This window comes from Halogranum gelatinilyticum (assembly GCF_900103715.1).
GTDB classification, from domain to species: Archaea; Halobacteriota; Halobacteria; order Halobacteriales; family Haloferacaceae; genus Halogranum; species Halogranum gelatinilyticum.
In genome coordinates this window covers 105,652-118,899 of record NZ_FNHL01000003.1, presented here as the reverse complement: position 1 = coordinate 118,899, position 13,248 = coordinate 105,652, and the positions used below count along the sequence as shown (strand labels likewise).

Annotated in this window: 16 protein-coding genes; 9 read left to right on the top strand and 7 right to left on the bottom strand. The window is 67.7% G+C overall.

Translation table 11 applies throughout. The features are described from left to right. Positions 1–8: 8 nt before the first annotated feature. Both BLR57_RS11940 and BLR57_RS11935 read right to left on the bottom strand, forming a co-directional pair. Positions 9–272: a hypothetical protein gene (locus tag BLR57_RS11940; RefSeq protein WP_089697782.1), complete on the bottom strand. Its 264-nt coding sequence runs from the start codon at positions 270–272 to the stop codon at positions 9–11. Positions 273–306: 34 nt separating this feature from the next. Further along, on the bottom strand, positions 307–612 hold the full coding sequence (locus tag BLR57_RS11935; protein WP_089697781.1) for a hypothetical protein: 306 nt from the start codon (positions 610–612) through the stop codon (positions 307–309). 132 nt (positions 613–744) lie between these two features. Between BLR57_RS11935 and BLR57_RS19880 the strand changes: the two genes are divergently transcribed. From BLR57_RS19880 to BLR57_RS11920, 4 genes are read left to right on the top strand one after another with little or no spacing between them, the layout of a single operon-like run. Next, on the top strand, positions 745–870 hold the full coding sequence (locus BLR57_RS19880) for a hypothetical protein (protein ID WP_280140452.1): 126 nt from the start codon (positions 745–747) through the stop codon (positions 868–870). 54 nt (positions 871–924) lie between these two features. Then, complete coding sequence (locus tag BLR57_RS11930) at positions 925–3,765, top strand: DEAD/DEAH box helicase (RefSeq protein WP_089697780.1); 2,841 nt, start codon at positions 925–927, stop codon at positions 3,763–3,765. A gap of 42 nt (positions 3,766–3,807) precedes the next feature. Further along, positions 3,808–4,413, top strand: a complete 606-nt coding sequence (locus tag BLR57_RS11925) for a DUF8108 domain-containing protein (RefSeq protein WP_089697779.1) — start codon at positions 3,808–3,810, stop codon at positions 4,411–4,413. Positions 4,414–4,461: 48 nt separating this feature from the next. Next, positions 4,462–4,998 (top strand): hypothetical protein, encoded by a 537-nt coding sequence (locus tag BLR57_RS11920; protein WP_089697778.1) that lies wholly within the window; start codon positions 4,462–4,464, stop codon positions 4,996–4,998. Positions 4,999–5,001: 3 nt separating this feature from the next. On the opposite strand, the gene BLR57_RS11915 is transcribed toward BLR57_RS11920, so the two are convergent. Beyond that, positions 5,002–6,024: a PAS domain-containing protein gene (locus BLR57_RS11915; protein ID WP_089697777.1), complete on the bottom strand. Its 1,023-nt coding sequence runs from the start codon at positions 6,022–6,024 to the stop codon at positions 5,002–5,004. Between the two features lie 122 nt (positions 6,025–6,146). Continuing rightward, complete coding sequence (locus BLR57_RS11910) at positions 6,147–6,539, bottom strand: DUF7522 family protein (protein ID WP_089697776.1); 393 nt, start codon at positions 6,537–6,539, stop codon at positions 6,147–6,149. Between the two features lie 149 nt (positions 6,540–6,688). Between BLR57_RS11910 and BLR57_RS11905 the strand changes: the two genes are divergently transcribed. Continuing rightward, positions 6,689–7,405 (top strand): class I SAM-dependent methyltransferase, encoded by a 717-nt coding sequence (locus BLR57_RS11905; protein ID WP_089697775.1) that lies wholly within the window; start codon positions 6,689–6,691, stop codon positions 7,403–7,405. 11 nt (positions 7,406–7,416) lie between these two features. Here the strand turns inward: BLR57_RS11905 and BLR57_RS11900 are convergent, their stop codons facing one another. Continuing rightward, a complete protein-coding gene (locus tag BLR57_RS11900) occupies positions 7,417–9,597 on the bottom strand; it encodes a CDC48 family AAA ATPase (RefSeq protein WP_089697774.1) in 2,181 nt (726 codons plus the stop codon). Between the two features lie 206 nt (positions 9,598–9,803). On the opposite strand from BLR57_RS11900, the gene BLR57_RS19875 reads away from it, so the two are divergent. After that, the gene (locus BLR57_RS19875) at positions 9,804–9,938 is read left to right on the top strand and encodes a DUF7128 family protein (protein ID WP_280140451.1); all 135 of its coding nucleotides are present in this window, start codon (positions 9,804–9,806) and stop codon (positions 9,936–9,938) included. 101 nt (positions 9,939–10,039) lie between these two features. On the opposite strand, the gene BLR57_RS11895 is transcribed toward BLR57_RS19875, so the two are convergent. Together BLR57_RS11895 and BLR57_RS11890 are read right to left on the bottom strand one after the other, a co-directional pair. Further along, positions 10,040–10,273, bottom strand: a complete 234-nt coding sequence (locus BLR57_RS11895; protein WP_089697773.1) for a DUF7508 domain-containing protein — start codon at positions 10,271–10,273, stop codon at positions 10,040–10,042. A gap of 1 nt (position 10,274) precedes the next feature. Further along, positions 10,275–10,706 (bottom strand): DUF5796 family protein, encoded by a 432-nt coding sequence (locus tag BLR57_RS11890; RefSeq protein ID WP_089697772.1) that lies wholly within the window; start codon positions 10,704–10,706, stop codon positions 10,275–10,277. 94 nt (positions 10,707–10,800) lie between these two features. Between BLR57_RS11890 and BLR57_RS11885 the strand changes: the two genes are divergently transcribed. The 3 genes from BLR57_RS11885 (at position 10,801) to BLR57_RS19620 (ending at position 13,193) form a co-directional block, all read left to right on the top strand. Continuing rightward, a complete protein-coding gene (locus tag BLR57_RS11885) occupies positions 10,801–11,958 on the top strand; it encodes a hypothetical protein (RefSeq protein ID WP_089697771.1) in 1,158 nt (385 codons plus the stop codon). Next, entirely contained in the window at positions 11,958–12,437 is a 480-nt protein-coding gene (locus BLR57_RS11880) for a hypothetical protein (RefSeq protein ID WP_089697770.1), read from the top strand. Before BLR57_RS11885 ends, BLR57_RS11880 begins: the two co-directional genes overlap by 1 nt. An 87-nt stretch (positions 12,438–12,524) precedes the next feature. Next, positions 12,525–13,193 (top strand): hypothetical protein, encoded by a 669-nt coding sequence (locus BLR57_RS19620; protein ID WP_089697769.1) that lies wholly within the window; start codon positions 12,525–12,527, stop codon positions 13,191–13,193. The last annotated feature ends 55 nt before the right edge of the window (positions 13,194–13,248 follow it).

Sequence of the window (13,248 nt, the reverse complement as noted above, 5' to 3'; positions counted from 1 at the left end):
ATCTCGACTCAGGCGAGCGTGAGCGCGAGGCCCACGACCGTGAGGACTGCGGCGAGGAGCACGAGATACAGCTGCCATCCCGGCTCGGTCGGGATGCCGTGCTCGTCGGGGTCGCGCACGAGCAGCGAGGTGACTGCGAGGAAGCTTCCGCCGACGATGACGACGACAGTTGGAACGGAGAGACCGCTCGTCCGGAGGGTGTCGAGACCGTTCGCGGCCAGGCTCGCGCCGACGACGGCGAGCGCGACGCGGTAGAGGCGGGGGACGTTCACAGCGGCGATTGTTTGTACGGCGTCATGAACCCTGTCACACCGACGCAGGCGTGTCCTCGCGCACCGTGACGCCCCTCACGTTGCTGAGGTCCTCCCACTCCGTCTCGTCGGCCTCGGTGTCGCACCGCCGAACGTGAACCGGACTCCAGCGCGTCCCGCCGTGTTCGGCGACGAGTTCGTACCGGACCCCGGAGTGCCGCGGTCGGAGTTCCAGCCGGAGACTCTCGTTCGGGACGTAGTCGATGGCGGTCGCCCGTCCTTCGATCTGCCGCTCGTCGCTCAGGAGGATCTGCACGTAGTCGAACGGCTCCAGTCCGCCGAGTGTCGTCACTTTGCTCATTGATAACATTTTGCTCGCCAGCGGCATGAACGCCTGTTCCGCTTGCACGGGAAGTCTGCCGAACGAGTGAGTCAGACGCTTCTCGTCGGACTGGCCACAATCCATTCCCGTCGCCCGCGACAACCCTCCCCCGTGAACGCATCCACCATCGCACTCGCGTTCGGTATCGGGCTGTTCGTGCTTCCGGTCCCCGGCACGTTCGTGACCGGCGGGCTGGTCATCGTCGCCGCGTTGGCGGCACGAAAGCTCGGGTCTTAACCCTCGTCGGCCGCGAACAGTGCGCTTAATCCCGTCGCGCCGTTAGCGGAGTCAATGCCAGACGGCGAGACGCAGACCGGTGTCGACGCCTTCACGCATCTCGGCGACGCCGTCCGCGGCGCGCTCTCCGAGCGTGGGTTCTCGACGCCGACGGAGCCGCAGCGACGAGCCATCCCGCCGCTCGCCGCCGGAGACAACGCGCTCGTCATCGCCCCCACCGGCACGGGGAAGACGGAGACGGCGATGCTGCCGGTCTTCGACTCGATTGCGGAGGCCGAGGACCGCTTCGGTATCTCCGCGCTCTACATCACGCCGCTCCGCGCGCTCAACCGTGATATGCGCGATCGCCTCGACTGGTGGGGCGACTATCTCGACCTCGATATCGATGTTCGGCACGGCGACACCACGCAGTACCAGCGGGGCAAGCAGGCCGACGACCCGCCGGACGTGCTCGTGACGACGCCCGAAACCCTCCAGGCGATGCTGACCGGGAAGAAACTCCGGACGGCACTCTCGGACGTTCACCACGTCGTCGTCGATGAGGTCCACGAACTCGCCTCCTCGAAGCGCGGTGCGCAGTTGACCGTCGCCTTCGAGCGACTCGGCCAACTCGCCGGCGACTACCAGCGTATCGGCCTCTCGGCGACGGTCGGCTCGCCCGCGGAGGTCGCGAAGTTCCTCACCGGCGACTGCGACTTCACCATCGTCGAGGTCGACGTCGACAACCGCGTCGACTTCACCGTTACCCATCCGCGCGTGACCGACGAGGACGAACGGCTCTCGGGGAAACTCGCGACCGACGCGGAACTCGCCAGCCACGTGCGGGCGATTCGCAACTTGGTCGAGGAACACACCTCGACGCTCGTCTTCGTCAACACGCGTCAGACCGCCGAAGCACTCGGCGCGCACTTCAAGAAACTCGACGCACCCGTCGGCGTCCACCACGGGTCGCTCTCGAAAGAGGCCCGTATCGAGGTCGAAGACGCATTCAAATCCGGCGAGCTGGACGGGCTCATCTGTACCTCCTCGATGGAACTCGGCATCGACGTGGGCCGGGTCGACCACGTCGTCCAGTACGGCAGCCCTCGGGAGGTCGCTCGCTTACTCCAGCGAGTCGGCCGCGCGGGCCACCGCCTCGGTCTCGTCAGCGAGGGGACCGTCGTCACCAGCGACGCCGACGACACCTTCGAGGCACTGGCCATCGCCCGCCGCGCCGAAGCGGGGGAGGTCGAACCGGCCCACATCCACCACGGCAGTCTCGACGTCGTCGCGAACCAGATCGTCGGCTGCGTGATGGACCACGGCGAGGTGAGTGCTCGCGAGACCTACGACCTCCTCACCGACGCCTATCCCTTCCGTGACTTGTCGGAAGAACAGTTCCGCGAGGTCGTCCGCGAACTCCACGGGAATCGTTTGCTCTGGCTGAACGAGGAGAAGGACCTGCTGGAGAAGTCCGGCGGGACGTGGCAGTATTTCTACGCCAATCTGTCGATGATTCCCGACGAGGAGACCTACGACGTCCACGACATCTCCTCACGGAAGCAGATCGGCACGCTCGACGAGAAGTTCGTCGTCAACTTCGCCGAACCGGGCGAGGTGTTCATCCAGCGCGGCGAGATGTGGCGCATCAACGACATCGACGAGGACGAGGGCGAGGTCAACGTCACGCCCATCGAGGACCCCACGGGCGAGGTCCCCTCGTGGGTCGGATCGGAGATTCCGGTCCCGAAACCCGTCGCCCAAGAGGTCGGCGAGATGCGCGGCGTCGCCGGGCCGCAGTTCGAGCGCGGCGCGCCGCGAGCGGGCGTCACGTCCGAGTTCGTCCGGCGGTATCCGACGGACGACTACACCGTCAGCGAGGCGTTGGAACTGCTCGAACGGCAGGCCGAGGCCGGCACGCCGATACCGACGCACGACCGCGTCGTCGTCGAGGGACAGGGCAGAACCGTCGTCGTCAACGCCTGTTTCGGCCACAAAATCAACGAGACCTTCGGACGCCTCCTCTCGGCACTCATCGCCCAGCGCACCGGCTCGTCGGTCGGGATGGAGGTCGACCCCTACCGTATCGAGTTCGAGGTGCCCTCGAAGGTCGGCCCGAACGAGTTCGTGGAAGTCCTCGAATCGACCGACCCCGCCCACATCGAGGGGCTACTCGAACTCGCGTTGAAGAACGCCGACTCGTTGAAGTTCACGCTGGCGCAGGTCGCCGCGAAGTTCGGGTCGCTGAAGCGGTATCAGGGGCGCAAGCGCTTCGGCGGCGACCGCCTGCTCGCAGCACTGAAGGACACGCCCGTCTACGACGAGGCAGTCAGGGAGGTCTTCCACACCGACCTCGCGGTCGAGGAGACGGCCGAAATCCTGGCCCAGATGCAGTCGGGTGACATCGACCTCGTCGTCGCCCGCGAGCGGACGCCCGTCGGTATCGCGGGCAACTCCAGCGGCCGGGACTTCCTCGTTCCCGAGAACGCCGATGCGAGTGTCATCGAGACGGTCAGAGAGCGCATCCAGAACGACCGCGTCATCCTCGTCTGTCTGCACTGCCGGGAGTGGTCGCGGAAGACGAAGGTCCGGCGCGTCCGCGAGCAACCCGAGTGTCCGAACTGCGAGTCGACGCGCGTCGCGGCGTTGAATCCCTGGGCCGACGACACCGTCCAGGCCGTCAAATCGCAGGATAGAGACGAGGAGCAGGAGGAGTTGGTCCAGCGCGCCTACAAATCGGCGAATCTGGTCCAAAGTCACGGCAAGCGTGCCGTCGTCGCGCTCGCGGCCCGCGGGGTCGGCCCACACAACGCCGCGCGCATCATCTCCAAGTTGCGCGAGGACGAAGACGACTTCTACCGGGACATCCTGGCCCAAGAGCGGCAGTTCGCGCGGACGAAGTCGTTCTGGGACTGACTCGCCGTCGCGCTTTTGTCACCAGACAAACAACGTCGGCGTATGTCAGACGAGCCCTCCTCCGTCGTCGCGCTCGCCGACTCGGTCTCGGACCTGCTGAACGGCATCGCCGGGTGGCTGCTGGTCGGTTTCGGCGTTGCCGGCCTGCTCAGTGCCGGCGGCTCGGTGGTCCAACTGGTCGGTGGTGCGTCACCCGCTCCGAACCCGGCCGTCATCCCGTTCTTAACGCTGTTCTCGCTCCTGTTCGTCACGTTCGGCATGTTCGTCAACCCTCGGTTCCGGCGACGACTCGACCGTCGCCACGCGCCGAGTCGCTTCGGATGGGTCCGGAGCGTCGACGATCGCGTCGTCCACGCCGACGAGGACTGCCGCGAGCGGTGTGTCGTCTGCGAGGACCGTGTCGACCGAGGACTGGACCGTCGGTACCGTTCGGAGTTCGTCGTCGCCGGTGTGCCGGTCTACACAGCTTCGGAAGACCACAACTACTACTGTCTAGCGTGTGCGACGGCCGACCGCTCTGGCGTCGCCGCGGAGAGCGTGACGCGTCCCGCAGCCGACGCCAACGACCTCGATACTGAAACCGACGAATCCGACACCGACACTGACGACCACGACACACGGTCCGTCGCGACGGTGGACGAACGCTGACTTCTGGGCCACGCACACTCTTGTCAGGCCGCGCCGAAAACCTCACCAATGCTCCGCCGACTCCGTGAGACTGGTCCGGTCGTACTCGTCCCGCTCGCGTGGCTCTTTGCGACAGCGGCACATCTCCAGTATCTCGAACTACGCACTGTTCTCATCGCCCACGTCGTCATGGACGTGCTTCTCTTCGGCTTCGCCGCGCTCTCGTGGCGCGATATGCAGGCTCATCCGGTCCTCAAGGCGTGGCTGGCCGTCATCGCCGCCGGGTTCGGTATCACGCTCGTCGGCACGTACGCCCTGGTGACGGGGGGCGACGAGACGCTCCTCCGGGCGACGGTCTTCGGCTGGATGCTCGTGCCCGCCGTGGCACTCTACTACACCGGACAGGTCCTCCCGGCCGAGGAGCGGGCGGCCGCGTACACCGTCGGCGGCTGGCTGTCGGGACTCGGCGCGCTGTTCTTCGTCGACGCAGCCGTCGCCGGGCCGTTCACGACGCTCTTCGCGGGTATCGACCTGACGCTGCTCTCACTCGCCGTCGTCGGCGTCGGCCAGACGGTCGGCATCGCCGTCGCGGTGCTCGAATACTGAGAGTCAGCCCCGCCACTGGATACCCGATATCTCGTACCGCATCGTCCCGTCCTCCGCAACCGTCGAGAACTCCCAGCCGTGGACTTCGGCGATACGGGCGGCGACGGCCACGTCGGGGTCGATCGCACTGCTCCCACTTCTCGCGCCCCCCTCGACGACCGCTTGCGGGACCGAACTCCGGTGGTACTCGAAGTAGATTGCGTCGTTCGCGACGCCGACACGGATGTCGACTTTCGTCCCGCCCTGGATGAGCGCGCTCTGGAAGAGATGCTGGAACAGCTGGCCGAACAGGCTGAGGTCGGCTTCGAGGACGCCCGACTCTTCGACGTCCAGCGTCGCGTCGAGCGTGTCGGTCCGCCCCCACGCCGCCAACGTGGTCGCTTCGAGACTGACGTCGGTGACGTCCAGCGTCTCGCCGCGGAGGAGCGCGAGCGCGTCGGTGAGGAGCGCGCTCATCCGCTGGAGCGACGCTTCGAGCCGGACGGTCTCCTCGGAGTCGACCTCGCTGCTGAGGACGATCACGCGGCTGATGGCCGTCGAGAGGGTGTCTTGGAGGTCTTCCGAGAGGAGCGTCGCGATGGCCTCGAACTGGTCGGTTCGGGTCTGGACGTCCAACTCGGCGAGCTTCCGGTCGGTCACGTCCATGTGGGCGACGAGGGCGTACGTCGCCTCGCCGACGCTGAAGGGGATGACGCGCATGACGAACCACCGCTTCTCGTCGGGGCTGTGACAGGGGTATTCGAGGCGGAACTCGTCTCGAATGCCGTCGAAGACGTCGCGGATGCCGGCTGCTGCGGTCGCCGAGACGGGGTCGTCGGACGCGGCGGCGTCACAGACGTCGAGGTAGTTGACGCCGACCATGTCGGCACCCTCGGTCAGCCCGTTGGCCTCGCCGAACATCCGCCACGCGAGGTTCGTCGAGACGATGACGCCGTCTCTGTCGAGTACCGCGATCTCTGCGGGAAACAGATGGAGTGCCGCCTGAGCGAACGTCCGCCCCCCACGGTTCGCGTCTGAAGTTCCCATACGAACTCCTACGCGTGCAAACTACTTGGCTCAGACGCTCACCCTGGCTCAGGCACTTATTCGACGCCGAAGCCGCCGCCGTCGCGGCTGTCTCTCACTCGCCTGTGCTCACTCGCCCGTGGTCACTCGGCGACGGCCCATTCGTCGAGGACGCCCTCGACCGCCTGCGACAGGGCTTCGAAGTCCTGCATGGTGATGCCGTCGGTCGTGATGAACACGCCGGAGTCCTCGATGGTGATGCGGACGAGATAGCCGTTCTCGAAGACGCGAATCGTGTAGCGGTAGTCGCCCAACTCGGAGCCGCGGTAGGCGTCCTGGGTCATCTTGAAGTCGTGCCATTCGTTACCGATGAAGGAGTTGAGGTCGGCGTCGCGTTCGAGGTCCTCACGCAGATAGACCTGCTCGTAGTCGAACCGGTTGATGTACGTGAGCGACCGGAGGCTGTCGCCGACGGCGGTTCGGCAGGTGCGTGTCAGGCGGTCCTTCGCCTTGTCGGGGAGTAACTGGTTCTCCATTGTCCGACACACGGTGACGCACCCTCATATATCCGGCGGCGATGCGACCGCGGGACGCGGCCGCCACGAGCGGACCGACCGACAGCCCACGTAATGCTATCACGTAGCGTCGTGACAGATTTATTACGTGTGGTATCGACTGTGACACCATGCCCACAGACGCGCTCGGACTGGCGATGCTCGACTACCAGCGCGGCGGTCTCCGCGGGCCGTGTCGCTACGTCGACGGCGCGGAGACGGCCGACGGTCAGGTTCGTGAGAACTACTTCGGCGACCCACAGCGGTGGCCCGAGCCGACGCGGCGGCTGCTCGACTCGCTCGACGGGCCGGTACTCGACCTCGGCTGTGGCGCGGGCAACCACGCACTCTACTTGCAAAGTCGAGGAGAATGCGTCGCCGCCGACGTCAGCCCTGGGGCCGTGGCCGCCGCCCGCGAGCGCGGTGTCGAAGTCGCCGTTGTCGCCGATATGTTCGCTCTTCCCTTCGCCCGCGACAGCTTCCGCTCGGTCTGGATGTGGGGAACGCAACTCGGCCTCGCGGGGTCGTTGGCGGGCGTTTCGGCGATCCTCGCGAATCTCGCGGTCGTCACCGACGGGGAGGGTACTGCCGTCGTCGACGGCTACGATCCCCGCCACGTCGACACCGACACGATGGTGGGCTACCGCTCCGACCTGCGCGAGGGCGTCGCCCGCCGCGCCTTCCACTTCGAGTACGAGCGCGACGGCGAGCGGCTGGTCGGGCGGACGCTCTCGTTCGTGTTGTTCGGACCCGACAGACTGCAGGACGCAACCGTCGGAACGCCGTGGACGGTGAGGGACGTCCACGAGCGCGACGGCGGCCACTACTGCGCCGTCTTGGAGAAGTGACGTCGGGCGACCTAGATCGCCCCGAGTGACGGCCGCACCGACTCGACTGCCCGGTCGAAGTGCTCCCGCGTGATCAGCACCTCGTCGCGGTGCTCGTTGGCCTCTTCGGGCGTCTCGTAGGCGTCGGCGACTTCCCGAATCGCCGACATGGCGGCCTCTCGACAGACTGCCGTCAGGTCGGCACCGGAGTAGCCCTCCAGCTGCCCTGCGAGGTCGTCGAGGTCGACGTCGTCGTCAACGGGCTTGTCGCGGGTGTGGACGTCCAGAATCGCCCGCCGGGCGTCGTGGTCCGGCGCGGGCACCTCGACGTGCGATTCGAGCCGGCCGGGACGCAGGAGAGCCGGGTCGAGCGCGTCGCGGCGGTTGGTGGCCGCAAGGACGACCAAGTTGGGGTTGTCGGTCAGGCGGTCCAGTTCAGTGAGAAGTTGGGAGACGACGCGCTCGCCGACGCCCGAGTCGCTGCCCATGCTGTCGCGGTCGGTCGCGACGGCGTCGATCTCGTCGAAGAAGACGATGGCTGGCGCGGCCTGTCGGGCGCGTTCGAAGACCTCGCGGACGGCTTTCTCGGACTCGCCGACGTATCTGTCCAGCAGTTCCGGCCCGGCGACGTGGATGAAGTTGACGCCGCTCTCGCCCGCGATAGCCCGCGCCAAGAGCGTCTTGCCCGTGCCGGGCGGCCCGTAGAGCAGGACACCCGACGGCGGGGCGGTGTTGGCGGACTCGAACAGCGGCCCGTAGGTCAAGGGCCACGTGACGGCGCGTTCGAGGGTGTCTTTGGCGTCCTGCAAGCCACCGACGTTCTCGAACGTCGTCGTCGGCGTCTCGGCGACGTACTCGCGCATCGCGCTCGGCTCGACGGAGGCCATCGCGGCCTCGAAGTCGGCGCGCAGCACCTCCAGTTCGTCCAGCGCGACCCGCTCGCCCTCCCGGCGCACGCGACGCAGCGCGGTCATCGCCGCCTCCTTGGCGAGCGATTCGAGGTCCGCGCCGACGAAGCCGTGCGTCCGCGAGGCGATGCGGCCGACGTCGACGTCCTCGGCCAGCGGCATCCGGCGCGTGTGGACGTCCAGAATCTCACGTCGCCCCGTCTCACCGGGCACGCCGATCTCGATCTCGCGGTCGAAGCGGCCGCCACGGCGGAGCGCGGGGTCCAGCGAGTCCACCCGGTTCGTCGCGCCGATGACGATGACGTCGCCGCGGGCGTCCAGTCCGTCCATCAGCGTCAGCAGCTGGCCGACGACGCGGTTCTCGACGTCGCCGCCGTCCTCGCGTTTGCCCGCGATGGAGTCGATCTCGTCGAAAAAGACGATGGCTGGCGCGTTCGCCTCGGCCTCCTCGAACTTTTCTCTCAATTTTTCCTCGGATTCGCCCTTGTACTTCGACATGATCTCGGGCCCCGAGATGGTGAGAAACGTCGCGTCGACCTCGTTGGCGACGGCCTTGGCGATGAGCGTCTTCCCTGTCCCCGGCGGCCCGTGCAGGAGAACGCCCTTCGGCGGCTCGATGCCGAGGCGGGCGAACACCTCCGGCTCCGACAGCGGCAGTTCGATCATCTCGCGGACGAGGTCCAGTTCGTCGTCGAGTCCACCGATGTCCTCGTAGGTGACGCCCGTGCGGTCTTCGGCGTTCGGTTTCGAGGACCCGCCGGTGACGCGCTCGACGGCCTTGCCGACGGTCTCCGACGCGCTCGACCCCGACGACCGCGTGACGGTCACGGTCGTATCCTCGGTGACGCGGACGGTGCCGTCGGGAACGGTCTTCGTGACGACGAACGCACTCCCACCCAATCGCTCGATACGGACGCGCTCGCCCTGGTGAAGCGGCCGGTCCAACAGGTCCTGTTTGACGCTCTGTCGGACGAGGTCGCTGTCGTCGAAGCCGAGGTCGTCGGGGGCGGCGAGCGTCACGCGGACGGCTTCCTCGACCGCCTGCCGACGGATACGGACCGTCTCGCCGATCTTGACGCCCGCGTTCATCCGGGTGTCGGCGTCGACCTGGATGCTGCCGTCGTCGGCCCCGCGAGCGGGCCAGACTTTCGCCACCGTCTCGCGCTCGCCCTCGATGACCACCGTGTCGCCGGAGAGGACGCCGAGTCGCTGCCGGGCCGTCTCCGGCAGGCGGGCGATACCCCGCCCGGCGTCGCGCTTCTCCGCACCCCGTACGGTGAGTTGGAGGGCCGTGTCGTCGCTCATGGCACCGGCTTGGCGTGGCCGGGCCTTTACCCTTCCCCAGCGTCGGGGCGACGTCGGCGATTCACCGTGGGACAGACTGTCCCCGCGGACTGTCCGCTGTGGGATAGATTGTTCTCCCAGACTGTCCGTCGTGGGACCGCTCATCCTCCCAGACTGTCCGCCGCAACAGCAGAGCGGCTATCTCCCGTGCTAGCTCATCTCATACCATGGTTGCCGCGACACAGGTCGAGCAGACGACGTGGTACCGCTGTGAGAAGTGTGGACTAGTCCTCGCCACCAAATTGGACGCCGAACAGCACGAGGAGTGGTGTGCAGGAGACTTGCCGTCGTACTGCTGGTGATAGGGGTACTGCGTCGCCGACACCGATTTCGTCGACGCTGGGTTCGTTGACACTGGTCTCGTCGACGTAGTTTCGTCGACATCGGTCTCGTCGACACCGGGCTACTCGTGTTCCTCGGCCAGCCGCTCGGCGTGGTCGAGCGACGTCGCCTCGACCCACCGGACCTTGCTGGCACGGCTGTAGGCCAGCGCGTCCTTCAGCGAGTCGCGGAGGACGCCCGTACCGCTGTCGACGACGGTTCCCTCGTCGTCGCCGAGTTCGTAGTAGCCGGGGCGGTCCGGCGCGCGGGCGACCGTCTTCCGAGAGAGGTCGCGCCACTGCTTAGCCAGTGCCATCTCAGTCCTCGGCGACGAACTCGTAGCTCTCCTCGCCCCAGTCGTCCTCGACGAAGGCGAAGACGCGGCCGCGAGCGACCTCGGGGTCGGCCTCGACCTCGTTGCGCATCCCGCCCGTCCGGCGGACGACGACGCCGGGGAACAGCTCCTCCTCTTCGCCCTGGTCCAGGATGACGCGGCCGACGCCGCTCCCGTCGAGGATGTCGTCGTGCGTCTTGAGGTCGTTGACGTAGATGAGCACGCCCTCGGTCTCCGTCGGGTCGGTGACGAGGATGTGCGTCTCCTTGCCCGGCCCGGTGGTCAGCGTGTCGGTGACTTTCTGCGGGGCACCGCGGTAGAGGGTCGTCCGGCCGTCGAGATACTCGACGACAACGCCCTCCTCGCGGAGTTCGACGCCGAGAGTGCTCGGCGAGACGTCGTTGCGTGCGCTCATGGATTGTGGTTTCCACGGCGCGGGGAAAAGCGTCGCGTCTCGTCCACCGGCTTCGGCCCAACATATTTATCGGCTTCGCGCCGTGTCAGACGGTATGACTCTCTCTCGACGCAGGCTGTTGGCAGCCGCACTCGCCGCAGGGTCGGCGACGGCGGGCTGTCTCGGCGGCGGCTCGAACGTCCGCTATCCCGCGGAGGGCGCGCCCGACGCCGTCGGTGACGGCGCGCAGGCGGTCCAGTCGGACGACGAGACCGACGCCAGTGCCAACGAGTCGACGACGCGGTCGGTTCCGAACCCCGCCCTCGCCGATGCGACCGGCCGCGTCGTCGACGAGATCGCGTGGTTCGCCCGCGACTACGACGCCGCCATTGCGACGACGAAAGCGGCGATGCGTCGCGGTGCCGCCGTCGTCGAGGAAGCCGAGTCGCAGGCGACGCTCGACGGCGAGACGCTCGACTGGGTCGACGACAACCTCGGTGAAGTCACCGGGACCGTCGAGACCGCGCTCGCCCCGCATTTCGGGCTACACAACACGGTCGCCGACGAGAACGACTACCACAGCTCAGTCACCCGGAAGTTCGTCGCCCGCGGCGACATGGACCGCGCACGGGAGGAACTGACCCGCTGGCGCGGCTTCTACACCGCCCGGACGACCGACACCTTCGTCGACGAGGTGCTCTCGGACGGCCCGATTCAGAACCGGCTGGTCCGGCTCGCGGCGGGCGCGCCGACCGACGACGACGAGCGGCTGTTGCTCGGCGTCTCCCACCTCGCGACGGGCTTTCGGGCCTACGCCTACAGCGGCACCGCCGACGGCCGCCGCGACTTCTCCAGCACGCCCGCCGCCGACGCCGAGGGCGTCGACACGGCCGAGGCGTTCGTCCCGTTCGGCTACGCCGAGGGACGGGTCGACGAGACGGTCCTCGTCGCCCGCCTGCTGCCCGACGGCTTCCGCCGGGGCAACGCGGGTCGCCTCGACGGCAACGAACTCTACGTTCAGGAGTACGCAGGCGTCGCCGAGGCGACCGCTGCCGTCGACGCGTTGCTCGCTGGCCCGCTCACCCAGGAAGGCAGCTACGACTTCGGGTCGACGGCGTGGCGACGGGTCTACGCCCGCGAACCCGACGACGCGCTCTACGCCTTCCTCGTTCAGGCCGGACCGTACGTGCTCACCGCCGCGCCGTCGCTGACGGCGTGGGAGGAGCGCGTCGACTGGAGCGTCCCGTTCGAGCACACGTGGCTGTGGCAGTGATGCGCGGCCAACTCAAGAGCCATCTCGCGCTCGTCGTCGGCGTCTTCACCGCCGTCGGCGTCGGGCTCGCGCTCACCGCCTACGTCTCGATGGGCTGGGCACGCCTCCAGTTCGTGACGGACGCCGCCGGTGCGTCCCCCGAGACCTTCGGCCCGGTCTTCGTCGCCGCCGTTGCCGTCCAGACGACCGTGACGGCCTTCCTCGTCGGGCCGGTGCTCGCCGGGGTGCTCGGCTTCCTCGTCGGCTCGCGCTACACCGTCGGCAGCACTGCGGCCGTCGTCACCGGTGGCGGCTCGCTCCTCGGCTTCTACGTCCTCGCGCTCTGCGCCGTCGGCGGCGTCGTCGCCGGGCTGTCGGGTGCGGGCACCGAACAGGTCTACGGCGTCGGACAGGTCTTCGGAACACTCCTCGTCGCGGGCGTCCCGACGCTCGTCGTCGGCGCGGCGGGCGGCGTACTCGGGTCGGCGACGAACGCATGACGATGACTACTACCACCACCACAACAGGGTCGCTCCACACCACCCCGAACTGTACAGTTAAGTCACTCCGCCGAAACCATCTCCCGTATGCCTGACGGGGGGACGACGCGACGGCGGCTGCTCGGACTCGTGAGCACGGGCGTCGCCGTGGCGGTCGCTGGCTGTGAGACGACGCCAGAGGACACGACGACCACTGAGACGGCGGAACCGCTCGTCGGTGGCGACGCCGGGAGCGGCGACGGCGACGGAGGGTCGGATACTGCGACGCCGACGGGAGACAGTGGTGGCAACGGAGGCAGCGGAAGTGGCGGGAGCGGCGGCGACTCCGCCGCGACGACCGACGCGCCCACCGAGTCGGAGCCGACCGGGACGCCGACGGTCGTCCCGGTGCCGCCGCCGAACGCGCTCCAGGTCGTCGAGCGCGGCCTGTCGGTGCGCCAGGACGACTACTACACCTACGTCGACGTCCGTCTCGAACTGGAGAACACGAGCGACGTGACGTTCACCCAACTGGAGTTCCGCGTCACCGTCAGTTACGACCCCGTCGACGGCGAGCCGCGGGAGATCGGGTCGGGCTACGTCGAACGACGGTGGCCCAGAGAGGAGCGAAACCGGGTCGACCAGGGCTTCGCACCGGGCGAGACCTACGAGTTCACCGAGCGGGTCCGCTTCGAGACCGACGGCCGAGCGGGCCGGTCGAGTGACGACAGCCGCTTCTCGTTCGACATCGCCTACCGACGCGTCGCCTACCGCTGATTTGCTGTCCGACCGGGCGAAAACGGCACCGACCGCCACACCTAAACCGGTCTAC